Origin of the sequence: Stenotrophomonas sp. 2YAF22 (assembly GCF_052114665.1) — a bacterium.
Classification (GTDB): domain Bacteria; phylum Pseudomonadota; class Gammaproteobacteria; order Xanthomonadales; family Xanthomonadaceae; genus Stenotrophomonas; species Stenotrophomonas indicatrix.
Genome location: NZ_JBFRFE010000003.1, coordinates 1 through 25,692 on the forward strand (window position 1 = coordinate 1; position 25,692 = coordinate 25,692).

Annotated in this window: 25 protein-coding genes; 10 read left to right on the plus strand and 15 right to left on the minus strand. The window is 67.6% G+C overall.

The genetic code is table 11. From position 1 onward, the window contains the following. Positions 1 to 24 precede the first annotated feature (24 nt). Positions 25 to 684 (plus strand): TorF family putative porin, encoded by a 660-nt coding sequence (locus tag AB4Y84_RS00215; protein ID WP_442249642.1) that lies wholly within the window; start codon positions 25 to 27, stop codon positions 682 to 684. Here the strand turns inward: AB4Y84_RS00215 and AB4Y84_RS00220 are convergent. Beyond that, positions 681 to 1,829: an MFS transporter gene (locus AB4Y84_RS00220; RefSeq protein ID WP_394196932.1), complete on the minus strand. Its 1,149-nt coding sequence runs from the start codon at positions 1,827 to 1,829 to the stop codon at positions 681 to 683. The genes AB4Y84_RS00215 and AB4Y84_RS00220 overlap by 4 nt on opposite strands. A gap of 144 nt (positions 1,830 to 1,973) precedes the next feature. On the opposite strand from AB4Y84_RS00220, the gene AB4Y84_RS00225 reads away from it, so the two are divergent. Beyond that, positions 1,974 to 2,861, plus strand: coding sequence for a LysR family transcriptional regulator (locus tag AB4Y84_RS00225; protein ID WP_442249643.1), 888 nt, complete (start codon positions 1,974 to 1,976; stop codon positions 2,859 to 2,861). Here AB4Y84_RS00225 and AB4Y84_RS00230 read toward each other — a convergent pair. Next, entirely contained in the window at positions 2,830 to 3,297 is a 468-nt protein-coding gene (locus AB4Y84_RS00230) for a DUF1456 family protein (RefSeq protein WP_033832824.1), read from the minus strand. The two genes, AB4Y84_RS00225 and AB4Y84_RS00230, sit on opposite strands and share 32 nt — an antisense overlap. Before the next feature lie 85 nt (positions 3,298 to 3,382). Here AB4Y84_RS00230 and AB4Y84_RS00235 point away from each other — a divergent pair, with 85 nt between their 5' ends. Next, entirely contained in the window at positions 3,383 to 3,877 is a 495-nt protein-coding gene (locus AB4Y84_RS00235; RefSeq protein WP_312786446.1) for a hypothetical protein, read from the plus strand. 88 nt (positions 3,878 to 3,965) lie between these two features. Then, the gene (locus AB4Y84_RS00240) at positions 3,966 to 4,718 is read left to right on the plus strand and encodes an SDR family NAD(P)-dependent oxidoreductase (RefSeq protein WP_442244032.1); all 753 of its coding nucleotides are present in this window, start codon (positions 3,966 to 3,968) and stop codon (positions 4,716 to 4,718) included. A gap of 86 nt (positions 4,719 to 4,804) precedes the next feature. Here AB4Y84_RS00240 and AB4Y84_RS00245 read toward each other — a convergent pair whose 3' ends face one another. The 4 genes from AB4Y84_RS00245 to AB4Y84_RS00260 form a co-directional block, all read right to left on the minus strand. Continuing rightward, the gene (locus tag AB4Y84_RS00245; protein WP_442244033.1) at positions 4,805 to 5,698 is read right to left on the minus strand and encodes an SPOR domain-containing protein; all 894 of its coding nucleotides are present in this window, start codon (positions 5,696 to 5,698) and stop codon (positions 4,805 to 4,807) included. Positions 5,699 to 5,719: 21 nt separating this feature from the next. Continuing rightward, positions 5,720 to 7,408, minus strand: a complete 1,689-nt coding sequence (gene argS, locus AB4Y84_RS00250) for an arginine--tRNA ligase (RefSeq protein WP_442249644.1) — start codon at positions 7,406 to 7,408, stop codon at positions 5,720 to 5,722. 114 nt (positions 7,409 to 7,522) lie between these two features. Beyond that, on the minus strand, positions 7,523 to 8,227 hold the full coding sequence (radC, locus tag AB4Y84_RS00255) for a RadC family protein (RefSeq protein WP_312111696.1): 705 nt from the start codon (positions 8,225 to 8,227) through the stop codon (positions 7,523 to 7,525). A gap of 71 nt (positions 8,228 to 8,298) precedes the next feature. Next, a complete protein-coding gene (locus AB4Y84_RS00260; RefSeq protein ID WP_313251263.1) occupies positions 8,299 to 8,925 on the minus strand; it encodes a response regulator transcription factor in 627 nt (208 codons plus the stop codon). A 225-nt stretch (positions 8,926 to 9,150) separates the two neighbouring features. On the opposite strand from AB4Y84_RS00260, the gene coaBC reads away from it, so the two are divergent. Genes coaBC through AB4Y84_RS00275 form a run of 3 tightly spaced genes read left to right on the plus strand, consistent with a single transcriptional unit; the run spans position 9,151 to position 13,262 of the window. Next, positions 9,151 to 10,416 carry a bifunctional phosphopantothenoylcysteine decarboxylase/phosphopantothenate--cysteine ligase CoaBC gene (gene coaBC, locus AB4Y84_RS00265; protein ID WP_313251261.1) on the plus strand — a complete coding sequence of 422 codons (1,266 nt, stop codon included), beginning with the start codon at positions 9,151 to 9,153 and terminating at the stop codon, positions 10,414 to 10,416. After that, a complete protein-coding gene (dut, locus tag AB4Y84_RS00270) occupies positions 10,413 to 10,901 on the plus strand; it encodes a dUTP diphosphatase (RefSeq protein WP_442244035.1) in 489 nt (162 codons plus the stop codon). Before coaBC ends, dut begins: the two co-directional genes overlap by 4 nt. 12 nt (positions 10,902 to 10,913) lie before the next feature. Further along, entirely contained in the window at positions 10,914 to 13,262 is a 2,349-nt protein-coding gene (locus AB4Y84_RS00275) for a phosphomannomutase/phosphoglucomutase (protein ID WP_442249645.1), read from the plus strand. 195 nt (positions 13,263 to 13,457) lie between these two features. Here AB4Y84_RS00275 and AB4Y84_RS00280 read toward each other — a convergent pair whose 3' ends face one another. The 8 genes from AB4Y84_RS00280 to pyrE form a co-directional block, all read right to left on the minus strand. Beyond that, on the minus strand, positions 13,458 to 14,171 hold the full coding sequence (locus AB4Y84_RS00280; RefSeq protein ID WP_080150427.1) for a response regulator transcription factor: 714 nt from the start codon (positions 14,169 to 14,171) through the stop codon (positions 13,458 to 13,460). Beyond that, positions 14,152 to 16,812 carry an ATP-binding protein gene (locus AB4Y84_RS00285; RefSeq protein WP_442244036.1) on the minus strand — a complete coding sequence of 887 codons (2,661 nt, stop codon included), beginning with the start codon at positions 16,810 to 16,812 and terminating at the stop codon, positions 14,152 to 14,154. Before AB4Y84_RS00285 ends, AB4Y84_RS00280 begins: the two co-directional genes overlap by 20 nt. Before the next feature lie 51 nt (positions 16,813 to 16,863). Then, the gene (gene kdpC / locus AB4Y84_RS00290; protein WP_223497533.1) at positions 16,864 to 17,508 is read right to left on the minus strand and encodes a potassium-transporting ATPase subunit KdpC; all 645 of its coding nucleotides are present in this window, start codon (positions 17,506 to 17,508) and stop codon (positions 16,864 to 16,866) included. Then, positions 17,505 to 19,565 carry a potassium-transporting ATPase subunit KdpB gene (kdpB, locus tag AB4Y84_RS00295; RefSeq protein WP_025879421.1) on the minus strand — a complete coding sequence of 687 codons (2,061 nt, stop codon included), beginning with the start codon at positions 19,563 to 19,565 and terminating at the stop codon, positions 17,505 to 17,507. Before kdpB ends, kdpC begins: the two co-directional genes overlap by 4 nt. Before the next feature lie 9 nt (positions 19,566 to 19,574). Further along, positions 19,575 to 21,284: a potassium-transporting ATPase subunit KdpA gene (kdpA, locus tag AB4Y84_RS00300; protein ID WP_442249646.1), complete on the minus strand. Its 1,710-nt coding sequence runs from the start codon at positions 21,282 to 21,284 to the stop codon at positions 19,575 to 19,577. Positions 21,285 to 21,296: 12 nt separating this feature from the next. Beyond that, the gene (locus tag AB4Y84_RS00305; RefSeq protein WP_005407770.1) at positions 21,297 to 21,389 is read right to left on the minus strand and encodes a potassium-transporting ATPase subunit F; all 93 of its coding nucleotides are present in this window, start codon (positions 21,387 to 21,389) and stop codon (positions 21,297 to 21,299) included. 174 nt (positions 21,390 to 21,563) lie between these two features. Further along, positions 21,564 to 22,238 (minus strand): hypothetical protein, encoded by a 675-nt coding sequence (locus tag AB4Y84_RS00310; RefSeq protein ID WP_442244037.1) that lies wholly within the window; start codon positions 22,236 to 22,238, stop codon positions 21,564 to 21,566. 19 nt (positions 22,239 to 22,257) lie between these two features. Beyond that, complete coding sequence (pyrE, locus tag AB4Y84_RS00315) at positions 22,258 to 22,917, minus strand: orotate phosphoribosyltransferase (protein WP_089241329.1); 660 nt, start codon at positions 22,915 to 22,917, stop codon at positions 22,258 to 22,260. Positions 22,918 to 23,080: 163 nt separating this feature from the next. On the opposite strand from pyrE, the gene AB4Y84_RS00320 reads away from it, so the two are divergent. The 3 genes from AB4Y84_RS00320 to AB4Y84_RS00330 all read left to right on the plus strand — a co-directional run bounded on the left by AB4Y84_RS00320 (position 23,081) and on the right by AB4Y84_RS00330 (position 25,490). Continuing rightward, the gene (locus AB4Y84_RS00320) at positions 23,081 to 23,881 is read left to right on the plus strand and encodes an exodeoxyribonuclease III (protein ID WP_312108738.1); all 801 of its coding nucleotides are present in this window, start codon (positions 23,081 to 23,083) and stop codon (positions 23,879 to 23,881) included. Next, positions 23,878 to 25,182 (plus strand): AmpG family muropeptide MFS transporter, encoded by a 1,305-nt coding sequence (locus AB4Y84_RS00325; RefSeq protein WP_442249647.1) that lies wholly within the window; start codon positions 23,878 to 23,880, stop codon positions 25,180 to 25,182. Before AB4Y84_RS00320 ends, AB4Y84_RS00325 begins: the two co-directional genes overlap by 4 nt. A 77-nt stretch (positions 25,183 to 25,259) precedes the next feature. Further along, a complete protein-coding gene (locus tag AB4Y84_RS00330; protein ID WP_223497538.1) occupies positions 25,260 to 25,490 on the plus strand; it encodes a hypothetical protein in 231 nt (76 codons plus the stop codon). Between the two features lie 55 nt (positions 25,491 to 25,545). Here AB4Y84_RS00330 and AB4Y84_RS00335 read toward each other — a convergent pair. After that, on the minus strand, positions 25,546 to 25,692 hold a 147-nt coding region (locus tag AB4Y84_RS00335; RefSeq protein ID WP_442249648.1), incomplete at its 5' end, for an anhydro-N-acetylmuramic acid kinase.

The window sequence follows — 25,692 nt, forward strand, 5'->3', positions numbered from 1 at the left end:
GGTATGCCAGCGCCTGGGGCTCGAATGTCTCGTTCACGCCGGACAGCGGGCGTGCAGGCGCAGGTGCAGGTGAGTGGCACGGCGGCATTGACCAGCGACTATGTCTGGCGCGGCAGCTCGCAGAGCGAGGGCGATCCGGCCGCGCAGGTGGGGGCAAAGGTGACGGTGGGTTCGGGCTGGTATGCCAGCGCCTGGGGCTCGAATGTCTCGTTCACGCCGGACAGCGGGGCACGCAGCGAGTTCGATCTCGTCGCCGGCTGGTCGGGCGCGCTGTCGCCGGACTGGAGCCTGGATGCGAACCTCACCCGGTATGTCTATCCGGGCACCGGCCGCGCACTGGACTGGACCGAACTCAATGTCACCACCACCTGGAAGCAACGCGCCTGGCTGCAGGTTGCCCACTCCAACGATGCGCTGGCCGGCGGCCGTCGCGGCACCTACGCGCAGCTGGGCGTGCGGGTGCCGTTGAGCGAGCGCGTGCGGTTGGAAGCGGCGGTGGGGCAGTACTGGCTGGCTACCGCGCAGGGGCCGGACTACCTGCATGGCCAGCTCAGTGCCATCGCCACGCTGACGCCGGCCTGGGAACTGCGCGCCACCGTGCATGACACCGACAGCGCCGCCAAGCGGCTGTTCCCGGGCAATTCCGGTGGACGCTGGGAACTGGCGCTGCAGGGCAGCTTCTAGTCGGCCGATGTTGCCTGGCGTGTGCGCCAGGCACTGGGCAGCCACACCAGCAGGGCCAGTACCGCCACCGCAGTACCGGCCACGCACACGCCGGTCCAGCCGAAACGCTGGTAGACCTGCGCCGACAGCAGCGAGCCCAGCGAGCCACCGATGAAATAGCCGGTCATGTAACCGGCATTGAGGCGGTTGCGTGCCTCCGGCTGCAGCGCGTAGATCAGGTTCTGGTTGCTGACATGCAGCAGCTGCGCGGCCAGGTCCAGCACCACCACGCCGACCAGTAGCGCCAGCAGCGAGTGCGCCGACAATCCCAGAGGCAGCCAGGACAGCAGCAACAGCACCAGCGCAATGGCCGTGGCCCGGCCGGTCTGGCCACGATCCGACATGCGCCCGGCCAGGCCGGCAGCCAGCGTACCGGCGGCACCGACCAGCCCGAACAGGCCGATGGTGGCGTCGCTGTAGGCATACGGCGGCTGCGCCAGCAGGAATGCCAGTGGCGTCCAGAAGATCGCGAACATCGCAAAGCTGCACGCGCCGAGCAGTGTGCGTTGGCGCAGCACCGGTTCCTGCAGGAACAGCGTGCCGATCGAGCGCAGCAACGCGAAGTAGCCGAGCCCGGCAGTGTGGTGGAAACGCGGCAGGCCGCGATGCAGGGCCAGCGCGGTCAGCACCAGCGTACCTGCAGCGATCGCGTAGACCAGGCGCCAGTCGCCCAGGCTCGACAGCAGCCCGGCCACGGTGCGTGCCAGCAGGATGCCCAGCAGCAGCCCGCTCATCAGCGTGCCGACCACGCGGCCGCGATGCTCCGGTGCGGCCAGGGTGGCGGCGAACGGCACCAGTACCTGCGCCACCACCGAGAACAACCCGGTGATCGCTGTACCGGCCARCAGCCATGGCAACGACGGCGCGCACGCGCTGATCACCAGCCCGCTGGCTGACAACAAGGTCATCACCACGATCAGCCGGCGGCGCTCGAACAGATCACCCAACGGCACCAGCAGGATCAGGCCGGCCGCGTAGCTCAACTGCGCAGCGGTCACCACCATGCCGACCTGGCCGAAAGGCACGCCGAAGGCATCGGCGATGGTATGCAGCAACGGCTGCGCGTAGTAATTGCTGGCCACCGCGACGCCGGTGGCGACCGACATCAACAGGATCTGCCAGCGCTGCAGGGGAGGAAGGGAAGGGGACACGCGATGTTCCGTGAAGCAGGGCAGCACAGTGTCTGCCTGCTGCGGTCATGATGGAAATGAATCATCATCATCCCTGTCATCTGAAATTGAGATACCGGTGTGAACCTCAAGCAGCTCGAGTTCGCCGTGGCCCTGGCTGAAGAGGGCAACTTCACCCGTGCGGCCGCGCGCTGCCACGTCGTGCAGTCGGCCTTGAGCCACCAGATCGCCCATCTGGAGCAGGAGCTGGGCACGACGTTGTTCGAGCGGCTGCCGCGCCAGGTGCGCGCTACGGCCGCGGGCGAAGCGTTGCTGGTGCACGCCCGGCAGGTACTGGCCAGCCTGCGCCACCTGCGTGCCGACGTCGCTGCCGTCAGTGGTGAAGTGCGCGGCCTGCTGGCGATCGGGCAGATCTCGTCGCTGACCGGCATCGACGCGGTGGCCATGCTGRCTGCCTTCCAGCAGCAGCACCCGCAGGTCGAATTCCAGTTGCGGGTGGACAAGAGCGAAACCCTGCTGCAGCAGGTGCAGTCGCGTGCACTGGACGTGGCGCTGGTGGGGCTGGCGCCGTCGGCCGATCTTGAGGGCGTCTGCCACCAGATGCTGCAGGAAGAGGATCTGGTGGCCGTGCTGGCGCCGCAGCATCGGCTGGCCACGCGCCAGCGGCTGCCGTTGGCGGCGCTGCAGGATGAGGCCCTGGTCGATTTCCCGCGGGGGACCGGCGCGCGCCGGCAGACCGATGATGCGTTCGCCGCAGCGGGCCTGCCGCATCAGGTGCGTTTCGAGGTCAACCTGATGGAACTGGTCGAGCGCTTCGTCCGCCACGGCCTGGCGGTGGGCATCGTGCCGGTGCTGATCGCCGACGGTTTCGAAGGGGTGGTGCAGGTGCCGCTGCAACCGACCCCGACCCGGCGCGTACATCTGGTCTGGCAGCGCCTGCCGACGCCGGCCGCACGCGCCTTCGTCGATGCCGTGCTCAGCCGCGCAGGCGCAGGCTCAGGCCCTTGAGGAAGTTGCGCAGCATCTGGTCCAGGCAGCGCCGGTAGTTCTTGTGGCCGGGCTGGCGGAACAGCGCGCCGAGTTCGGATTTGGAGACATTGAAGCCGATGCTGGTGAAGATCTCCATCATGTCGACATCGCGCAGCTGGAAGGCCACGCGCAGCTTCTTCAACACCAGGTTGTTGTCGATGCGGGTTTCCACCGCGCGCGGCGCCTGGCCCTCATCGTGACCGCGCAGGTGCAGGATCAGGCCATCGAGGAAGTGCGCCAGCGCACTGTCGCTCATCGGCTGGAAACCCGGCTCGTCTTCACGCAGCAGCCAGGCCTTGGCCTGGTCGACATCCACTTCGAACGCCGGATCGGCCATCTGGCACAGGGTGACCACGTGGTGGTCGCCGAGGTCCAGGGAGTAGCGCACGCTGCGCAGTACATCATTATTGATCATGGCCCATTGTACCGGCCCTGCGGCTGTAACCGGACTGTCACCGGATTGCAGCATCGTGAGCGCTGTTCTGCAGGGATTCCCTCTGATGCGCCGGTACCTTCTCTCCATTCTTCTGGTCGCCAGCAGCTTCGCCGCCACCGCCCAGGACCGTTTCGTGCCCGTAGAGCAGCGTCTCAGCGCGGCCCAGCTGGCCGAAGTGGGCCTGGACACGACCCAGCTGCAGACCCTGAACCGTGTGCTGCGCGAGGCCGAGGCGTCGATGCCTGCCCCCGCCCGGGCGCCGGTTGCGGCCAACACCGGCGCGCCGTTGCCGGCCAACGTTCCCGCCCCGGCGGCGATGCACCTGGGCCTGGAAGAGGGCCCGGTCAGCGCCCGCGTGGTCGGCGACGTTGCCGGCTGGGAGCCGGGCACGGTGTTCACCCTCGACAACGGCCAGCAGTGGCAGGTGATGAAGGGCCAGATGAAGCTGCGCAAGACCCTGCAGGCACCGCAGATCGAGGTGATTCCGGGTATCGCCGGACGCTGGTTCCTGCAGGTCGACGAAGACCTGCCGAAGGCACGCGTGTTCCGCCTGCGCTGACCGCGCGCATCGCAGCAGGCCGATCAGGCAACGCAGCCGTGGACCGACGGTGCCAGAATGGCGGTCTGGTTTCCCACGGAGTTGTCTGATGACCCGAACCGTCCTGATTACCGGTGCCACTTCCGGCTTCGGCGCCGCTGCCGTACACCGCTTTGCCCAGGCGGGCTGGAAAGTGATCGCCACCGGCCGTCGCAGCGAACGCCTGCAGCCGCTGGTCGAGCGTTATGGCAAGGATGTGGTGCACGCGGCCGTGTTCGACGTGCGTGATCCGGTCGCGATGGAAGCGGCACTGCTGGCGCTGCCGCCGGCTTTCGGCGACATCGACCTGCTGGTCAACAATGCCGGTCTCGCCCAGGGCACCGCGCCGGCGCAGAGCGCCAGCCTGAAGGACTGGACGACGATGATCGACACCAACATCACCGCGCTGGTCACCCTGACCCATCGCCTGTTGCCGCAGCTGGTGGAGCGCAAGGGCGCCATCATCAACATTTCGTCGGTGGCCGGTGTCTATCCGTATCCGGGCGGCAACGCCTATGGCGGCACCAAGGCCTTCGTCAGCCAGTTCTCGCTGGGCCTGCGTTCGGACCTGCACGGTACCGGTGTACGCGTGACCACCATCGAACCGGGCATGGCCGAAACCGAGTTCACCGTGGTCCGCACCCATGGCGACCAGGTTGCGTCCGACAAGCTGTACACCGGCGCCAACCCGATGACCGCCGAAGACATCGCCGAGCATATCTTCTGGGTGGCGAGCCTGCCCCCGCACCTGAACATCAATCGCCTGGAACTGATGCCGGTCAGCCAGTCGTTCGCCGGTTTCCAGGTTGCCCGCGAGAGCTGATCCGCTGTCTGCAGCGTCGAGCCCGGCGCTGCACGGGCAAAAAAAAAGCCGGGCAATGCCCGGCTTTTTTCATCATGCCCGCACGCTTACTGCGCCTTGATCGCCATCGCCTGCAGGCCGGTGCCATCCAGCTTTTGCTTGGCTTCGGAAAGCTCACCGGCGGTGCCATAGGGCCCCATGCGTACGCGGTACACGGTCTTGCCGTTGATCTGCGCCGACTCCACGCGTGCTGCCAGGCCCATCATCGCCAGCTTGGCCTTGGTCGCTTCGGCATCGCCGGAAGCGCCGAATGCACCTGCCTGCAGGATGTAGCGGGCATTGTCGGCCGGTGCCGGGGCTGCTGCAGCGCTGGCGGTGGCCGGCGCGGTTTCGCTGCGTGCCGCAGGAGCGGCGGCAACGGTGCTGGCGCTGGCCGGCGCGGTGGTGGCGGCCGCTGGCGTGGCGGTCGTCGGACGTTCACTCACCGGCGTCGGCAGCGGACGGCTGGTGGCGGTCACCGGGGCGGTGCTGGCAACGCTTGCAGTCGCCGCAGGTGCCGTGGCCGCAACCGCCGGCACCGGCTTGCCTTCCAGTGCTGCCTGCGCGCGTTGCGCTTCGGCCTTGCTCCGGCGCTGTTCCTCGGCGCGCGCGCTGGCGGCCAGTTCGGCGTCGGACATCTCCACTTCCTTGCCAGGCAGCAGGGTGTAGAAATCGTACTGGGTGGCCGCCGGCTTTTCCGGCTCAGCCGGCTTCGGCGTGGCCGGCTGTGCAGCCGGCTGGGTGCCGACATCGCTTTCGCCATCGGCTACCGGCGCCGGCTGCGCGTTCGGGTTCGGCTGCGGACCGGCGCGCAGGAAGCCATCGCCCTCGCCCTTGAACAGGTTCGGCGCCGCCAGGAACACCACGGCGGCGATCGCCACGCCGGCAACCAGCCACACCCATCCGGGCGTGCCTTGGCTGCTGTTGCGCCGAGCCTGTGTCTTGCCGCGTCGTGCTGCCATGTCTACTGCGTCTCCTGAGACTTACATTTTTTCCGGGGCGGAAACGCCCAGGAGGTCGAGGCCATTGGCCAGTACCTGGCGCGCCGCGCAGGCCAGGGTCAACTTGGCATTGCGATCGGTCGCGTCATCCACCAGCACCGGTGTCCCGTGATACCACGTGTGGAACGCGTGCGCCAATTCGCGCAGGTACTGCGCGACCTGGTGCGGTTCCAGCGCCACACCGGCCGCTTCCACCACTTCCGGATAACGCGAGATCTCGTTCATCAGGGCCAGCGATGCGTCATCGGCCAGGCGGCCCAGGTTGGACAGACCGGTGCCCTGTTCGTAGACCAGGCCCTTCTCCTGCGCCTGGCGCAGCAGGCTGCAGACACGGGCATGCGCGTACTGCACGTAGAACACCGGGTTGTCGTTGCTCTGCTGACGGGCCAGATCGATGTCGAAGGTCAGCTGCGAATCGGGCTTGCGCGCGATCAGGAACCAGCGGGTCGCGTCGCGGCCGGCTTCTTCGATGAGGTCGCGCAGGGTGAAGTAGCTGCCGGCACGCTTGGACAGCTTCACTTCCTCGCCGCCGCGCATGACGGTGACCATCTGGTGCAGCACGTACTCCGGCCAGCCCTGCGGGATGCCCACTTCCATGGCCTGCAGGCCGGCACGCACGCGCGCCAGYGAACCGTGGTGGTCCGCGCCCAGCTCGGTGATCGCACGCTCATAGCCGCGCTGCCACTTCGACAGGTGGTAGGCCACGTCCGGCACGAAGTAGGTGAAGGTGCCGTCGGACTTGCGCATGACGCGGTCCTTGTCGTCACCGAAGTCGGTGCTGCGCAGCCACAGCGCACCGCCTTCTTCATAGGTATGGCCCGACGCCTGCAGCTTGGCCACCGCCTCGGCCACCTTGCCATCGGCGTACAGCGAGCTTTCCAGGAAGTAGATGTCGAAATCCACGCCGAACGCGGCCAGGTCCAGGTTCTGCTCGTTGCGCAGGTAGGCCACGGCGAAGCGACGGATCGCCTGCATGTCGTCCGGGTCCTTGGCGCCGACCACGAGGGTGCCTTCCAGGTCGACGCTGGCGCCGGTCATGTAGGCACGTGCCACATCGGCGATGTAGTCGCCGCGGTAGCCGCCTTCCGGCCAGCCTTCCTGGTCCGGAGCGATGCCCTTCACTCGTGCCTGGGTCGACASCGCCAGGTTSTCGATCTGCACGCCGGCATCGTTGTAGTAGAACTCGCGCTTGGCGTTCCAGCCATTGACATCGAGTACGCGTGCCACGCAGTCGCCGATGGCCGCTGCGCGGCCGTGGCCGACATGCAACGGACCGGTCGGGTTGGCCGACACATACTCCACGCCCACCGTGCGGCCATTGCCGGACAGGTTGCGGCCGTAATCGGCGCCTTCCTTGATCACGGTGACGGCTTCACGCTGGTACGCGGCCGGTGCCAGGTGGAAATTGATGAAGCCCGGGCCGGCGATCTCGACCTTGCTGACGTCTTCGCTGCGCGGCAGCGCCTCGACAAGCGCCTGTGCCAATGCGCGCGGATTGCTGCGCGCGGCTTTGGCCAGCAGCATCGCGGCGTTGGTAGCGAAGTCGCCATGGTCGCGGGTCTTCGGGCGCTCGACCACGAAGTCCGGCGGCAGGGAGTCGACGGGCAGGGTGCCATTGGCGCGCAAGGCTTCGATGCCTTGGCTGATCAGGGCGCGGAGGAGATTTTTCACGAGGCCTGCTGTGAGAATGAGCGGCGGAATCGCCCATTTTAGCGCAGATGCCGGTCGCAACGCTGACCGAGGCCTGCCTGCCAGGGCACGCGGAGCCGCCTGCTGCTGCGGGGCTCATCGCATCGGTCGGGCTCGAAGCGGCGGTAGAAGACCCCGTTCAGCAAACGAAACGGGACGCCCCTCGCCCACCACGAAGTGGTCCAGCAGGCGGACGTCGACCAGTGCGAGGGCCCGTTGCAGCTCCTCGGTGATCTGCGCGTCGGCCGTCGACGGTTCCGGATCGCCGGAGGGATGGTTATGGCTGAGGATGACCGCGGCGGCGTTGTGCAGCAGCGCTCTGCGCACCACTTCGCGGGGATAGACCGGGGCTGCGTTTATCGTTCCGGCGAACAGTTCCTCGCAGGCGATCAGGCGGTGGCGGTTGTCCAGGAACAGCACCACGAACAGTTCGCGTGCCTGCCCGCGCAGGCGGTGCTGCAGGTAGCGGCCGACGGCGGCAGGGTTGTCGCCGACGGCTTCGCCCTGCTGCAGTTCAGCGGCCAGATAGCGGTGGGCCAGTTCCAGCCCCGCAGCCAGCGTGCAGCTGCGCGCCGGCCCCAAACCGGGAAGTCTCGACAGTTCGCGGGCGGGGCGGTCCAGCAGCACCCGCAGTGGACCGTGGGCGAGCAACAGGTCGCGCGCAGTCTGTACCGCGTCCCGGCCGCCAATGCCGGAACCCAGGAACAGGGCCAGCAGTTCGGCGTCGGACAGTGACGCGGGACCCCGGGCCAGCAGCTTCTCGCGGGGGCGCTCTTCTTCGGGCCATTCATGGATGGGCATGGCTCCCATCATGGCGATCCTCGCCGGCCGGCCCCATAAGCCCTTGCCGTGCCCGTGGGTCGGTCAAGTCCTCAGTCGCGGCGGGTCTGCAGGTAGTCGTAGAGCTCCTGGTTCGTCTGCAGGCCCAGTTTGCGCATGGCTTCGGCTTTCTGCCGGCTGATCGTCTTCGGGCTGCGCCCGCTGCGGTCGGCGATGGCATTGATGCTCAGGCCGTCGGTCAGCAGTTGAAGCACTTCCAGTTCGCGTGTCGACAACGCGGCCGGCGGGTGCGGAAACAGCAGATCGCGCGCCTGCAGGTGGCGCCGCAGGTGATGGGAGACGAATACCTGGCCTGCCATGGCCGCATGCAGAGCCTGGGCCAGCTCGGGGAAGTCGGCGCTCTTGTCGACCAGGCCGTGTACGCCATCGCGTAGCAGGCCATCGAGCAGCCCCGGGTGCCTGGCCCCGGTCAGCACCACCACGGGAAGGCCGGGGTGGCGTTCGCGCAGCACGGCCAGCAGTTCGGGACCATCCGGGCCGGGGCCGGGCATGGACAGGTCGGTGAGTACGGCATGGCAGGGCTCCTGTACCAGCAGCTGCAGCAGCCCGGCGCCGTCAGCGGCGGCTCCGGCTACATCCATCTGGTGACGCTCAAGCACGATTCGGATGCCGTGCAGGACGACCGGATGGTCGTCGGCAATGATGATGCGCGGTTGCACGGGGAACTCCTCGGAAATCGAACGGCACACCAGGGTGGCCAGTGACGATTCTGCAAAGCGTGGACGGGAAGAGGTATAGGAAAGTTCCGAAACGGCGTGCCGCAAACGCGGAAAACTCCCCGGACCACCGCCCATGTGCTGATAGCCGCCCGCTATGTGCTGCGTGCACCAGGACGTTGCTGGCCTTCGGGTAAGCTAACGCCCTCGTTTGCACAGGAATTCCAGGTGGCTGATTCTCCCAACGCTTCCCCGACGCGGATCCGCGCGCTGGAAGGCCAGAAACTGCTCTTGTGTGTCGGCGGCGGGATCGCGGCGTACAAGGCCCTGGAACTGGTCCGGCGCCTGCGTGATGCCGGTGCGCTGGTTCAGGTGGCGATGACGGCCGGCGCCCAGCAGTTCGTCACGCCGCTCAGCTTCCAGGCCCTTTCCGGCCAGCCGACCCGCACCACGTTGTGGGACAGCGCTGCCGAACAGGCCATGGGCCACATTGAACTGGCACGCTGGGCCGATCGCATCGTGATCGCGCCGGGCACGGCCGATCTGCTGGCACGCCTGGCCCAGGGCCACGCCGACGACCTCGTCAGCACTTTGTGCCTGGCCAGCACCGCGCCGCTGACCGTGTGCCCGGCGATGAACCATCGGATGTGGCTGCATCCGGCCACCCAGGCCAATATCGCCCTGCTGCGCCAGCGTGGCGCGCAGGTGATCGGTCCGGTCGATGGGCCGCTGGCCGAAGGCGAGTCCGGCCCTGGCCGTTTGGCCGAACCGGGCGACATCGTCGCCGCCCTGGTTGCCAACGGCAGCGCTGGACCGGCTGCTGGAGCGGCACCGGAAACGCGCGCCCTGCAGGGCCTGCGCCTGCTGATCAGCGCTGGCCCGACCTATGAAGACATCGATCCGGTGCGTTATGTGGGCAACCGCAGCAGCGGCAAGATGGGTTACGCCCTGGCCGCCGCCGCCGCCGGGCTGGGTGCCCAGGTGGTGCTGGTCAGTGGCCCGGTGCAGTTGCCGACGCCGGCCGGCGTGCAACGCATTGATGTGCGCTCTGCCGCGCAGATGCGCGAAGCGGTGCTGAATGCGCTGCCGGCCGACATCTATATTGGTGCTGCCGCCGTTTCCGATTACACCCCGCGCCAGGTCGCCGCGCAGAAGTTGAAGAAGACCGCCGACAGCCAGTCGCTGGTGATCGAGCTGGTGCGCACCCCGGACATCCTGGCCGAGGTTGCCGCGCAGACGCAGTCGTTGAAGCTGGTGGTCGGCTTTGCCGCCGAGACCCACGATGTGGAGAAGTACGCGCGCGGCAAACTGGTCGACAAGCGCCTGGATCTGGTGATCGCCAACCAGGTGGGCATCAGCGGCGGTGGTTTCGAAAGCGACAACAACGCCGCCACGGCCTTCTGGCAGGATGGCGAACAGGTATTCCCGGCTACTTCCAAGCGTGAGCTGGCCGAACAACTGCTGGCGCTGATCGCGCGGAGACTTCAGGCATGACCGAGGCAAACAACACCCACGGATTCTTCCCGCAACCGTTGCAGGTCAAGCTGCTCGACCCGCGCTTCGGCGACAGCTGGCCGCTGCCGGCCTATGCCACCGAAGCCAGCGCCGGCATGGATCTGCGCGCGGCGCTGGAAACCGCGCTGACCCTGCAGCCGGGCGATACCGCACTGGTCCCCAGCGGGCTGGCCATCCATATCGCCGACCCGCATCTGTGTGCGGTGATCCTGCCGCGTTCGGGCCTGGGCCACCGCCATGGCATCGTGCTTGGCAATGGCACCGGCCTGATCGACGCCGACTACCAGGGGCCGCTGCTGATCAGTGTCTGGAACCGTGGCCGCGAGGTCTTCACCATCGAGCCGGGCGATCGCATCGCGCAGTTGGTGGTCGTGCCGATTGCCCGCGTCAGCCTGCAGGTGGTGGATACTTTCACCGACAGCGTGCGGGGAACGGGTGGATTCGGCCATACCGGGGTGCGTTGACAGGGGACATCGATGAGCGGCATCGGGGAAGCACAGCGGGGAAAGTCGTTGGGACGGAGCGCGCCATTGCTGGGTGTGCTGCTGGTACTGCTGGCCGCTTGGTTCGGCTGGAGCGCGGTACAGCAGTGGCGGCAGGCGGCCAGCGGGGAAGCGCTGGAACAGGCGCGCGACCAGGCCGTGCAAGGGCTGCAGCAGGCTGCCGCTGGCCAGCTGCAGCAGCTGCAGCAGCAGTTGAAGGGCGACCGCGTCCAGCAGGCGCTGCAGGCCGGTGATGCGGCCGGTGCCGCGCTGGCGCTGCGGGAAAGCTGGACCGGCGTCGAACAAGTGGAAGTGCTGGGCGCTGACCTGGCCGCAGGCTATGCCGATGCGGCCACCTTTGGATACGCACGCCTGGCCCYGCTGGAATCGGCGCTGGCAGATGGCAAGCCGGCGCTGCGGGTGATCCGCGATGGCGGCGGCAACCGCCTGGGTCTGGCCGCGCCGGTACAGCTGGCTGGCGTCGGACCGGCGGTGGTCTATGTCCGCCAGCCGCTGCTGCGGTTGACCGCGCCGCTGGATCAGGTACACGCCCCCGGCAATGGTTTCCTGGCGCTGCGCCAGGGAGCGCACAACATCGTGGCGCAGGGTGATAGCGGCCTGTCCGAGAGCGCCGAGGCAATGGCGCGCCCGGTGGCCGGCACCCCGCTGCGACTGACCGCCGGGGTACCCAACGTGGAACCCGGTCCGCTGGGGCTGGGAGCCCTCGCCAGCGCGATTGTCGCCCTGCTGCTGGCTTTCATCGCGGTACTGCTGGTGGTAGGCCGTGGCCGATTGCCAACGTCGCTGCCGCTGCCCAGCCGCCGCAGCGCAGTGACCGACGCCGATCACGGCCCGACCCTGCGTGAAAGCCTGCAGATGGTCCCGCCGACGGTGCCCAGCGAGGCGCTGTCCGAGGCGGTGCCGCCTCCGCCGCCACCCGTCCCCGCCGAGGAGCTGGCTGCAGGCATCTTCCGCGCGTACGACATCCGCGGCGTGGTCGGCAGTGAGCTGACCGCGCGCACCGCCGCGCTGATCGGCCAGGCGATCGGCACCGTCGCCCTTGAGCAGGGCCTGCGCGAGGTGGTGATCGGCCGTGATGGCCGCCTGTCTGGTCCCGAGCTGTCAGCCGGGCTGGCCGAAGGCCTGCGGCGTGCCGGCTGTGCGGTCATCGATATCGGCCTGGCGCCGACCCCGGTGGTGTATTTCGCCGCCTTCCATCTGCGCACCGGTACCTGCGTAGCGGTCACCGGCAGCCACAATCCGCCGGACTACAACGGTTTCAAGATCGTCATCGGTGGTGAGACCTTGTCTGGTGATGCGATCACCGACCTCTACCAGCGCATTGTCGAAGGCCGTCTGGTGCAGGCTGCGGAACCGGGTGACTACCAGCAGCGCGAGGTCAGCGCCGACTACATCCAGCGTATTGCCGATGACGTGCAGCTGGACCGCCCACTGAAGGTCGTCGCCGATGCAGGCAACGGCGTGGCGGGTGCCTTCGCACCGCAGCTGCTGGAAGCGATCGGCGCCGAAGTCATTCCGTTGTACTGCGATGTCGACGGCACCTTCCCCAACCATCACCCCGATCCCAGCGAACCGGCCAACCTGGAAGACCTGGTGCAGACGGTCAAGCGCTTTGGCGCCGACCTCGGTGTGGCGTTCGATGGTGACGGTGATCGCCTTGGCGTGGTCACCGGTGAGGGCAAGATCATTTATGCCGACCGCCTGCTGATGCTGTTCGCCGCCGATGTGCTGATGCGCAACCCGGGCGCGATGGTGATCTACGACGTGAAGTGCACCGGCAAGTTGTCCGATCACGTGCTGCGCAATGGCGGCAGTCCGTTGATGTGGAAGACCGGGCACTCGCTGATGAAGGCGAAGATGCGCGAGACCGACGCCGAACTGGCGGGCGAGATGAGCGGCCACTTCTTCTTCAAGGAACGCTGGTTCGGCTTCGACGATGGCCTGTACGCCGCTGCGCGCCTGCTGGAGATCCTCGCCCAGCGCGAGGAAACGCCGGACGAGGTGCTGGCCGAGCTGCCGGAAATGGTAGCCACGCCGGAGCTGAAGGTGCCGGTGGCCGAGGGCACCCCGCATGCGTTGGTGGCGATGCTGGTGGCCGCTGCGCAGTCGCCTGACAACCCGTATGTCGGCGGTCGCCTGTCGACCATCGACGGCCTGCGGGTGGACTTCGCCGACGGCTGGGGCCTGGTTCGCGCGTCCAACACCACGCCGGTGCTGGTGCTGCGTTTCGAAGGCAACGACGAAGCAGCACTGGAGCGTATCCAGGCGCTGTTCCGCAGCCAGCTGCAGCCGGTGCTGGGCGACATCCCGCTGGGATTCTGAGGTGGCGCCGGGCTGCGCCCGGCACGCCCTGCTCGGCTGCTCTCGGTAGGTGTCGACCTTGGTCGACACGGTAGATCCACGCCATGCGTGGATGTTCTTCGATGAATTGTCGAAATTTTCGATTTCGATGGATGTCCATCCACGCATGGCGTGGATCTACTTGTCTGGTGGGTGCCGACCGTTGGTCGGCACGCCTCACCCCTTGAACCGCAATCCCACGCCCGGTTCGGTGAACAGGTAGCGTGAATCCAGTGCCGAGTCGCCCAGCTTGTGCCGCAGCTTGCCGACCAGGATGCGCAGGTAGTGGGTGTCGTGCTGGTGGGTGGGTCCCCAGATTTCCTGCAGGATCTGCGGTTGCGTCACCACCCGCCCGGCATTGCGCAGCAGCAGCGACAACAGCGCGTACTCCTTGCGGGTCAACGCCACCAGCTCGCCGTCGATCGCCACTTCACGGCGCACCAGATCCACGTGCAGGTGGCCATCGTCGAACACCGGCGGCGTGCCATCGGTCGGCACGCTGCGTGTGCGCAGCAGCGCCCGCACCCGCGCCATCAGCTCCTGGGTACCGAAGGGTTTGGTCACGTAGTCGTTGGCGCCGTTGTCCAGTGCACGCACCTTCTCGGTTTCGCCGGCACGCACGGTCAGCATGATCACCGGCACCTGGCTCCACTGCCGCAGCTGCTCCAGCACCTCGTGGCCTTCCATGTCCGGCAGGCCGATGTCCAGGATCACCAGGTCCATGTCCTCGCTGGCGGCCATCTGCAGGCCTTCCTGGCCGGTTGCGGCCTGGCGCACCTGGTAGCCCTGCGCGCGCAGGCTGATGTCCAGGAACCGGCGAATCTGGGTTTCATCGTCGATCACCAGCACGCGCGGGGCCGGCGTGCTGGCATCAGTCGGGGTCGGACTCATCGTGGGAGGCTGGCTTGAGCAGGGGCAGGGTGATGCGGATCAGGGTACCGCGACCGTCGCGCCCGGGCAGCGCCTGCACGCTGCCGCCGTGTGCGCCGATCATGCCCTGGCAGATGGTCAGGCCCAGGCCGGTGCCGTGGCGGCCGCGGTCGCCGCGTTCGACGCTGTAGAACATGTCGAAGATGCGCGCGCGCTCGTCGTCGGGAATGCCGGGGCCGGCATCGATCACGTCGATGCGCAGCTGACCGTCCAGTTCGCGCGCCAGCACCTGCACGGCGGCATCGGCTGGCGAGAACTTGGCGGCGTTCTCCATCACGTTGAACACCGCCTGTTCCACCAGCGCCGGATGCACCCAGATCGGTGCCAGCGTTGCCGGAATATCCAGCTCCAGCCGTACCTTCGGCTGGTAGCGCTGCAGGCGACGGGCGGCCGAACCGATCAGCTCGTCCACGCCTATCCAGTCGCGGTTGATCTTCAGGCCCTCGTGGCCCAACCGGGTCATGTCCAGCAGGTTCTGGATGTAGCGGTCCAGGCGCTCGCCTTCGACCAGGATGGTGTCCAGCAACGCGCGGCGGTCGGCCAGATCCATCGCCGTACCGTAGCTGGCCAGGCTGTCGGCCGAGCCGATCATCGCTGCCAGCGGCGAACGCAGGTCGTGCGACACCGAAGAAAGCAGGGCAGAGCGCAGCCGCTCGGTCTCGTTGCTCACATGCGCCTGTTCCAGCTCGGCCACCAGGCGCGTGCGCAACGCGGCCTGGGCGATGTCGTCGACCATCGCTTCGGCCAGCTGGCGCTGTTCGGGCAGCAGCCGCGCCTGCGCACCCGGCAGGTACAGGCCGGCCACGCCGATTGCACGGTCTTCGCCGTCCAGCAGCGGCAGGAACCACCACTGCGCACCTGCCAGGGTATCGGTGAAACGGCCACTGGGCTGGCCATGGCGCAGGGCCCAGTCGGCCGCCGCCAGATCGGTGTCACCGGGCAGGTGACGGCCACCGGCCGCGATATCGGCGCCGATCCGCAGCCATGCCGGAACATCCATGGCCTGTTCCAATGCCTGCCGCCCGGCCTGCGCCACTTCACCGTTGCCAGCCGCACTGGCCAGTTGCCGGCCCAACTGTTGACGCGCGCGCGCATGGCGGTTGGCCGCCCGCAGGGCGATCACCTGCATGCGCAGGCGCGAGGCCAGACGCCCGGCCACCAGCGCCGCCGCCAGGAACAGGAACACGGTGATCACGCCCTGTCGCGCGCCGATGGCGAAGGTGAAGCGCGGCGCGATGAACAGGAAGTTGTAGGCAAGGAAACACAGGATCGCCGCCATCACCGCGACGCTGGCACGGGTACGTGCAGCCACCAGCACCACCGCCACGATGAACACCATCGACAGATCGGCCATGCCCACCCAGCGTTCGACCAGCCATGCCACCGCGCAGGCGAGGGCGGTGGCGATCAGGGCCTGCAACGGTTCGTGGCTGACCCCGCGCATCGGTGGCAGCAGGCCCTCTCGACGGGAACGCGCACGCGCCTGCGGCGTGCTGATGATGGTGATCTCGTAGTGCGCGCCGCGCTGGATCAGCTGCTGGGTCAGGGTGCGGTTGAACATCCGCGCCAGCGGCCGTTCGCGGGTACGGCCCAGTACCAGCGTCGATACGCCGTTGTGCGCGGCGTGGTCGAGCAATGCATCGGCGATGCTTGAACCGTGCAGCAGCTCGGCTTCGCCGCCGAGGCGGCGGGCCAGCGCGAACGCAGCATCGATCTCGCGCCGGGTCGCTTCGTCCTGGCGGCGTCCCTGCACCGTCACTACCGTCCACGGTGCATCGCGGCGTTCGGCGATGCGTCGGGCCACCCGCACCAGGTATTCGCTCTGGCCACCGCCATCGATTGCCACCAGCACGCCACGCCGCAGCGGCAGATTGCTCTCGCCGCGCGCGGCGCGTGCTTCGCGCAGGCTGCTGTCGACACGGTCGGCGGCCTCCTGCATCGCCAGCTCGCGCAATGCAGTCAGATTGGCCGGGGAGAAGAACGCCTGCAGCGCCTGCGCGGCCTGCTCAGGCACGTACACCTTGCCCTGCTGCAGGCGCGCGATCAGTTCGCGCGGCGGCAGGTCGACCAGCACGATGTCATGCAGGCGGTCGAGTACGCCATCGGGCACGGTCTCGCTGACACGCACGCCGGTGATGCGCATCACCACATCGTTGAGGCTTTCCAGATGCTGGATGTTGACCGTGGTCCAGACGTCGATGCCGGCGTCCAGCAGTTCCATCACGTCCTGCCAGCGCCGTTCGTGGCGGCTGCCCGGCGCATTGCGATGGGCCAGCTCGTCCACCAGCACCAGCGCTGGTTTCCTCGCCAGCACGGCGTCCAGGTCCATCTCCTGCAGGTCGTGGCCATGGTAGGCCACGTCCTTCAGCGGCAGCCGTGGCAGGCCTTCCAGCAGGGCCTGGGTATCGGCACGGCCGTGGGTCTCCACCAGCCCGACCACCAGGTCCACGCCACGGCGCAGCTGTTCCTGCGCGCGGGTCAGCATGGCGTAGGTCTTGCCGACGCCGGGCGCAGCGCCCAGGAACACGGTGAGCTTGCCACCGGCTTCGCGTTGCAGTCCTTCCACCAGGGCGTTGGCCTGGCGGGTCCGCAGATCAGTCATGGGAGCCGCTGTCATGGCCGCCATTGTGCGCGCAGCGGGTGCAGCCCTGCATCACGGCGCGCGTGCCGCGTGGTCCAGCGCGAAGTTCAGCGTCACCACGTTCACCCGTGGCTGGCCGAATACGCCCCATTGCCGGCCCTGCGTGTTGGCCTTCACCAATGCCTGTACCTGCTCGACGGGCAGGCCACGTGCACGCGCCACCCGGGCCACCTGCAGCTGCGCTGCCGCCGGCGACAACTGCGGATCCAGGCCGCCGCCGGACTGGGTGACCAGATCGGCAGGAACCTGCGCGGGCGTTACGCCTTCGCGCGCGGCCACTGCTGCGGTGCTCGCCGCCACACGCTCGGCCAGCGCCGGGTTGCTGCGGGCAAGGTTGGAACCGGCTGCCGCCATCGGGTCGTAGTTGGCGGCCGACGGTCGCGCCTGGAAGTAGCCATCGCCGGTGAAGGGCTGCGACAGCCATGCCGACGCACGCACCTGACCGCTGCCATCGCGCAGCAGGCTGCCTTCGGCCTGCGCCGGGAAGGACAGGCCGGCAAAACCGGTGGCGATGCCGGCGTAGACCGCACCGGCCAGCAGCAGGGTGGCCACGCCCAGGCCGATGGCCGGGCGCCAGTTGGCGCCATCCTGCAGCGTGGCCACGCGTGCCTCGCGCTTCAGCTCGCGGGAAAGGGAAGGGGAGTCAGAACGGTTCATGCGCCGAATACCAGGACAAGAAGAAGGTCGATCAATTTGATCGCCGCGAACGGCAGCAGCACGCCACCCAGGCCGTACACCAGCATGTTCCGGCGCAGCAGCGCCGTTGCCGTGGCCGGGCGGAAGCGCACACCGCGCAGTGCCAGCGGGATCAGGGCGGGAATCACCAGGGCATTGAAGATCAGCGCCGCCAGTACCGCGTTGCGCGGGCTCGACAGCTGCATCACGTTCAGCGCGGCCATCGCAGGCACGGTGGCGGCAAACAACGCCGGCAGGATCGCGAAGTACTTGGACACATCGTTGGCCAGTGAGAACGTGGTCAGCGCGCCGCGGGTGATCAGCTGCTGCTTGCCCACCTCCACCACTGCCAGCAGCTTGGCCGGATCCGAATCCAGATCGACCATGTTGCCGGCTTCCTTGGCCGCCTGCGTACCCGAATTCATCGCCAGGCCGATGTCGGCCTGGGCCAGCGCCGGCGCATCGTTGGTACCGTCGCCGACCATCGCCACCAGGCGGCCACCGGCCTGCTCGGCACGGATGCGGGCCAGCTTGTCCTCGGGCCGTGCCTCGGCGATGTAGTCATCCACGCCGGCTTCGGCGGCGATCGCAGCAGCCGTCAGTGGGTTGTCGCCGGTGATCATCACCGTGCGGATGCCCATCGCCCGCAGCTGTGCGAACTTCTCGCGCATGCCGTGCTTGACCACGTCCGACAGCTCGATCACGCCCAGCACATGGCGACCCTCGGCCACCACCAGCGGCGTGGCACCGTTGCGTGCGACCTGGTCCACGCGCCCGGCCAGTTCGGCCGGTACGGTGCCGCCAAGTGCCTGCACATGGGCGCGGATCGCATCGGCAGCGCCCTTGCGGATCTGCCGGCCGTGCATCAGGTCGACACCGGACATGCGGGTCTGCGCACTGAAGGCCAGGTAGTCGGCCTGGTCCGGCTCGGCGGTGGTGCAGCCCTGCTCGCGGGCCAGGCGCACGATCGACTTGCCTTCCGGGGTCGGGTCGGCCAGCGATGACAGCAGTGCCGCCTCACGCAGCTGGTCGGCGTCGATCCCGGCCAATGCATGGAAGTGGCTGGCCTGGCGGTCGCCGTAGGTGATGGTGCCGGTCTTGTCGAGCAGCAGCACGTCGACGTCACCAGCCACTTCCACCGCCTTGCCCGACTTGGCCAGCACGTTGGCGGCCAGCGCACGGTTCATGCCAGCGATGCCGATGGCCGGCAGCAGGCCACCAATGGTGGTCGGGATCAGGCACACCAGCAGCGCGATCAGCAGCAGCGGATCCACCTTGACGCCCACCGAGGCACCGATCGCCGGCAGCGTCGCCACCACTACCAGGAAGGTCAGCGTCATTGCCGCCAGCAGCAGGGTCAGCGCGATCTCATTCGGCGTTTTCTGCCGGTTGGCGCCTTCCACCAGCGCGATCATGCGGTCCAGGAAGCTGTGCCCCGGCTCGGCGGTGATGCGTACGACGATCTGGTCGGACAGCACCTTGGTGCCGCCGATCACGCCGGAGCGATCAGTACCCGCCTCGCGCAGCACCGGTGCCGACTCGCCGGTTACCGCCGCTTCGTTGATGGTGGCCAGGCCCTGCACGATCTCGCCGTCGGCCGGCACCAGTTCGCCAGCACTGACGATCACGTGGTCACCGGGGCGCAGTTCCGCAGCGGGCACCTGGGTTTCGCTGGCACCGGCCTGCGCCGACGCCAGACGACGCGCCACCAGGTCCTGGCGGGCGCGGCGCAGCGAGGCGGCCTGGCCACGGCCACGTGCTTCGGCCACGGCCTCGGCGAAGTTGCCGAACAGCACGGTGACCAGCAGGATCGCGGTCACCGCCAGGCCGAAGCCCAGCGGCGCATTGCCGGTCAGGGTGATGATCGCGGCGACGATCGTGCCGGCCATCACCACCGCCATCACCGGGCTGCGCACCAGATGCATCGGCGACAGCTTGCGTACGGCCTCGATGAGCGCGCGGCGCAGGCCGGCGGCATCGAGCAGGGCCGGGCGGGAAGCCACGGAAGAGGAACGGTTTGCGGTTGCGTGACTACTCATGGGGTGTCCTCAGTGCAGTCCCAGGCTCAGGTGGTCGGCGATCGGGCCGAGTACCAGCGCCGGCATGAACTGCAGCACGGTCAGGATGACGATCACCGAGACCAGGGTCAGGGCGAACGTCGGGGTTTCGATCTGCAGGCTGCCGGCCGACTCAGGGGCCTGCCGCTTGGCGGCCAGCTGTGCGGCCACCACCAGCGGGATGATCAGCAGCGGGAAGCGGCCCAGCAGCAGCACCAGCGAGCAGCTCAGGTTCCACCAGGGCGTGGYGTCACCCAGTCCCTCGAAGCCCGAGCCGTTGTTGGCGTAGGCCGAGACGTACTCGTAGAACACCTGGCTGATGCCGTGGAAGCCGGGATTGGAGGTGCCGGCCAGACCGGGCACGGCCAGCGTGATCGCGGTGAACAGCAGCAGCGTGATCGGCTGCAGCAGCACCAGCAGGGCCAGCAGGCGCACCTGCGGCGTTTCCAGCTTGCGGCCGAACAGTTCCGGTGTACGGCCGGTCATCAGCCCGGCCAGGAACACACCCAGCAGCAGGTACACGATGAACTGCTGCAGGCCGCAGCCGATGCCGCCCCAGATCGCGCTGACCAGCATGTTGACCATCGCCAGGCCGCCAGACAGCGGGCTCAGCGAATCGTGCATGCCGTTGACCGAACCGTTGGAGACCTGGGTGGTCACCGCCGCCCACAGCGCGGTGCCATCGGCGCCGAAGCGTACTTCCTTGCCTTCCATCAGCAGCGGCGTGGCCGCGCTGGCGCTATGGCCCTCGCTCCACACCATCGCACCGGTGGACAGCAGCGACATGCCGAGCATGCAGCTGAACACCAGCGCGCCGAAACGACGGCGCCCGGTGAACGCGCCGATCATGAAGATCACCGCCATCGGCACCAGCAGGATGCCGATCACTTCCAGCATGTTCGACACCGGGGTCGGGTTCTCCAGCGGGAAGCTGCTGTTCGGGCCATACCAGCCGCCACCATTGGCACCCAACTGTTTGGCCGCGACCATCGCCGCAACCGGGCCCAGCGGCAGCTTCTGCTGCGCCATGCCGGCACTGGCATCGATCGGCGTGGCCTGCGGGCCACCGGCCATCGTGGAGGGCACGCCCTGGCTGGTCAGCAGCAGCGTCCAGACCAGGCACAGCGGCAGCAGGAAGCGCACGCACAGGCGCACGACGTCCGCGTAGTAATTGCCCACCGCCACCTGGCGGTCATCACCCGCAGCGGGCGCGGTGACGGACTTCGGTGCACGCGAGAACAATGCACGCAACGTGGCCACGGCCAGCGCCAGGCCCATCATCGGCGTCACTACCTGCAGGCCGGTGATGCCGGTCATCTGCGAGAAGTAGGACAGCTGTGCCTGGCCGGAATAGTGCTGCTGGTTGGTGTTGGTCAGGAACGAGATCATCGTGTGCAGCGCCGTATCCCAGCGCATGTTTGGGATCTGGTCCGGGTTCAACGGCAACCACGCCTGGGTCATGAATACGGCCTGGGTCAGCACCGCGATCACCACGTTGCTGAGCACGAACGCCAGCACGTAACCCCGCCAGGACATCGAACGTGACGGATCAACGCCGAGCACCTTGTACAGCGGCTTTTCGATCCAGTGGAACAGCACGTCGACCTTCATCGGCGTGCCGCGCATCACCCGGGCAAGGTACAGGCCCAGTGGCCATGCCAGCACCAGGCTGGCGGCAAGAATGATAAGAATTTCAGTCATGGCAGGCTCCGCTCAGAACGACTCGGGCCGCAGCACGACATAAAGAAGATAGGCGGCGGCAACCAGCACCAGCACGCCACACAGCAACGACAGCCAGGGGGACATGGAATTGAGACCTGGTGGAACCCCTCCACCTCAGGGCGTCATCGTCGTCCCCACCCCCATAAACGCACTACGCGACGGACAGGGCCGACGCGTAAAGAGTGCATAAATTTCAGGGTCCAGGCCGTAACCCGGCATGCGGTAGCGCCGGGCCATGCCCGGCGAGCAGCGCGCCTCTCAACCCGCCGGGGTCTGTGCCGGCACGTCCACCGGCGCCAATCCCTTCAGCTGCCGATAGCGTTGCAGGCTGCTTTCGATCTCGACTTTCAATGCCTGCTGCTGCTGTTCGAAACTGGCCAGCAGCCGTTGCTGCGACTGCAGCTGCGCATGGCGCTGGGCGATCGCCTGGGCCTGCTTGTCGGCCACCTTGCCGCCCGCCAGTTCGCGGTCGCCGGCGGCAGCAAGCAGGGCCACCAGCGATTCGCGCAGGCTGGCAACGTTGTACTGGGCGGTCTTGAGGTTGTTGTCGAGCACCTCCTGGCGCTCGGCGAACACGCGCCGCAGCGCATTCTCATCACCGTAGGTGGTCAGCATCGCCTGTTCGGTACGCTGCCGGGTCTCTTTGGCCATCTGGTCCAGCTGGACCTGCGCTGCCGCCGTGCTGGCGGCAGCGCGTTCCTCATCGCTCAACGCGCGCTGCACCTGCGCGTTGCGCAGGCCGCTGTTGGCGCTGAACTCATCGCGGGCGTGGTTGACCGCATCGGCCGGCAGCGCATCGCTGCAGATCCGCTCCTTGCCCTCGTTCCAGCAGTACAGCTTCTTGTCTGCGGCCTTGCCGACGGACTGTGCCAGCAGCGTCTGCGGCATCACCAGCAGCAGGCTGGCAGCAACGATGGCAGGAACTCGGAACATGCGACCTTCCCCCTGGTGGTCAGCGCGTGGAACGGACGCCGTACTGGGCGCGATAGGCCTCCAGCGGCTGCCGGTAGCCTACAAGTTCCGGATTTCCGGAAGCGAAATCAAGCAGGTCGGCCAGCGTCGCCACGGCGATCACCGGGATGCCGGCTTCTTCGGCCACGGCCTGTGCGGCGGAGCGATGGTCGGTGTCCGAGGCGATCTCCTGGCGGTCCAGGGCCACCACGATGCCGGCCGGAATACCGCCCGCAGCGCGGATGATCGCCAGCGCCTCGCGGATGGCGGTGCCGGCGGTGATCACGTCGTCGACGATCAGCACGCGCTTGCCGGTCATGTCGGCGCCGATCAGCTGGCCGCCTTCACCATGGTCCTTCACTTCCTTGCGGTTGAACGACAGCGGCAGGTCGCGGCCACGCTGGGCCAGCTCGCAGGCCATTGCGGTGGCCAGCGGAATGCCCTTGTAGGCCGGGCCGAACACCACGTCGTACTTGATCCCGGTGGCGTCGATGGCGTCGGAATAGCACGCCCCCAGCTGCGACAGCAGGGAACCGGAGTCGAAACGGCCGGCGTTGAAGAAATAGGGGCTCAGCCGGCCGGACTTGAGGGTGAACTGGCCGAAGCGCAGGGCATCGGCGGTCAGGGCCAGCTGCAGGAAACGGTGACGGTGGTCGCTCATCAAAACTCGATTCATCTTCATTTGGAGCGCAAATCCTAATCCAGCTGGGCTTTCTGCGCTCGTCCAGCCCCTTCACGCGGGTATCCGTGGCTGCCCCCGCGGGCTGCTCAGCCCGGCAGGCAACCGGTATGCTTGCCCGGTTTCCCGCCGTAGGTTCTTCCGCATGCGCATCATCAGTTTCAACGCCAATGGCATCCGCTCGGCCGCCACCAAGGGCTTCCTCGACTGGTTCCGTGGCCAGGACGCCGACGTCCTCTGCATCCAGGAGACCAAGGCCCAGGAAGACCAGCTGACCGACCCGATGTTCCGCCCGGACGGCCACCATTGCTTCTACCGCGATGCCATCACCAAGAAGGGCTACAGCGGCGTGGCGATCTACAGCAGGCGCGAACCGGACCAGGTCATCACCTCGCTGGGCTGGGCCCCGTTCGACGACGAAGGCCGTTACATCGAGGCCCGCTTCGGCAACCTCAGCGTGGTCTCCTTCTATATCCCGTCCGGCAGTTCGGGCGACCTGCGCCAGGGCTTCAAGTTCGAAGTGATGGAGTGGCTGCGGCCGATCCTCGAGGAATGGGCGCGCAGCGGCCGCGACTACGTGCTGTGTGGCGACTGGAACATCGTCCGCTCGGCACTGGACATCAAGAACTGGAAGTCCAACCAGAAGAACTCCGGCTGCCTGCCCGAGGAGCGCGACTGGCTCAATGCCCTGTGTGCCGACCACGGCCAGGCCACCGACGTGGCCACCGGTCGCGGCTGGGCCGACGCCTACCGCCTGCTCAACCCGACCGGCGAGGACTACACCTGGTGGAGCAACCGTGGCGCCGCTCGCGCCAACAACGTTGGTTGGCGCATCGACTACCAGTTCATCACCCCGGGCCTGCGTGACCGCCTGCGCAGCTGCTCGATCTACCGCGACCAGCGCTTCTCCGACCACGCGCCGTTCATCGTGGACTACGACCTGTGACCGAGGCTGCCAAGCCGGCCGGCTACAAGGGCTGGGCCGGCATCAAGCGTGCGTTCGGCACGCCCTCTGCGCTCACCATGGCCCTGCTGGGCTTCGGCAGCGGCCTGCCGTTCCTGCTGATCGCCTCGCAGACCCTGTCTACCCGCCTGCGCGATGTCGGCCTCGATCTGGGCAGCATCGGCCTGATCAGCCTGGCCAGCTTCTTCTACCTGCTCAAATTTGTCTGGGCGCCCCTGCTGGATCGCTACGCGTTTCCGTTGCTGGGATTCCTTGGCCGTCGCCGCTCGTGGCTGCTGGTCTCGCAGATCCTGGTACTGGTGGGCCTGGTGGCACTGGCGTTCGTGCGACCAGAGCAGGGCGTGTGGCCGCTGGTGGCATGGGTACTGGTGGCGTCGTTTGCAGGTGCCACCCAGGATTCGGTGGTCGACGCCTACCGCATCGAGATCGCCCCGCAGACCGCGCAGGCCGCGTTGGCCGCCACGTACACGCTGGGCTATCGCATCGGCCTGATCCTGGCCGGTGCCGGCGCCCTGTATCTCGCACAGTTCGAAGGCTGGATCATTGCCTACCTGGCCATGGCCGCACTGATGATCCTGCCGATCATCACCACCCTGTTCTGCCGCGAACCGGAGCGCCCGGCCAACGCCGTGCAGCGCCGCATCGACATTGCCGAAGCGTTCGTACAGCCGATCACCAGCTTCTTCACCCGCAACGGCATGGCACTGGCGCTGGCGTTGCTGGCGTTCGTCGGGTTCTTCAAGTTTCCCGACCAGGTCATCGGCGTGATGGCCGGACCTTTCTATCTGGATTCGGGCTTCGACAAGGCCGACATTGCCACCGTATCGAAGCTGTTCGGTGTGTGGATGGGCATTGGCGGCGCATTCCTCGGCGGTATCGCTGTCGCCGCTTTCGGTTTCCGCCGGATGCTGCTTGTCGCGGCGCTGGGCGTGGCCCTGTCGAACCTGGCGTTCCTGCTGATGGCGCACAACCCGGGGCAGTTGTGGGCGTTCTACGCCGCGCTCAGCGCCGACAACCTGTTCCAGGGCTTTGCCGGCACGGTGCTGGTGGCTTTCATGTCTTCGCTGACCGATCGCAACTTCACTGCCACCCAGTACGCCCTGCTGGTATCGCTGGCCAACCTGCCGGGCAAGTTCGTCGGCGGCGTTTCCGGTTACATCGTGGAGGCTACCTCGTACAGCACCTTCTTCATGCTCARCGCCGTCACGGTGGTGCCCACCATGCTGCTGCTGGCCTGGCTGTGGCCACGCATCCTTGATCGTGGGCCGTCACCCGCGGCCTGATTGCCTGTGCGCGCTTACTGCGGGATGATCGCCCCGACGCGCCGAGGGGGCGGTGCCTTGCGAACGGGGAAGTGAGCATGGCCGACGTAGTGCTGCGGGACCTGGACCCGCTGCTGCTGGAACGCATCAAACGGGTTGCGGTTGCCCGTGGCTGGACCCACGAACAGACCTGCGAGGCGCTGCTGGAGCAGGGCCTGTTCAGCAGTGAACTGGAGGTCCGCTCCGGCTTCGGCGATCCCGAAGTCGACGCCCTGTCCGACGCGATCGCCGCACTGCAGGCGCTTCCCGCCGGCCAAGGCTTCGATTAGCCCCGCAGGGCCGGCTGCCTAGTAGATCCACGCCATGCGTGGATGGCGCCATTCCTCACGCCAGATGAATCGCTCCGAGAATCCGCGGCCCCTTCGCCCCGGTCACGCTCGGCAGGTTGCCCGGCAGCCCGTCCATCGTCCGTTGCGCCAGCCAGGCAAACCCCATCGCCTCCACATACTCCGGGTCCAGCCCGTGCAGCGC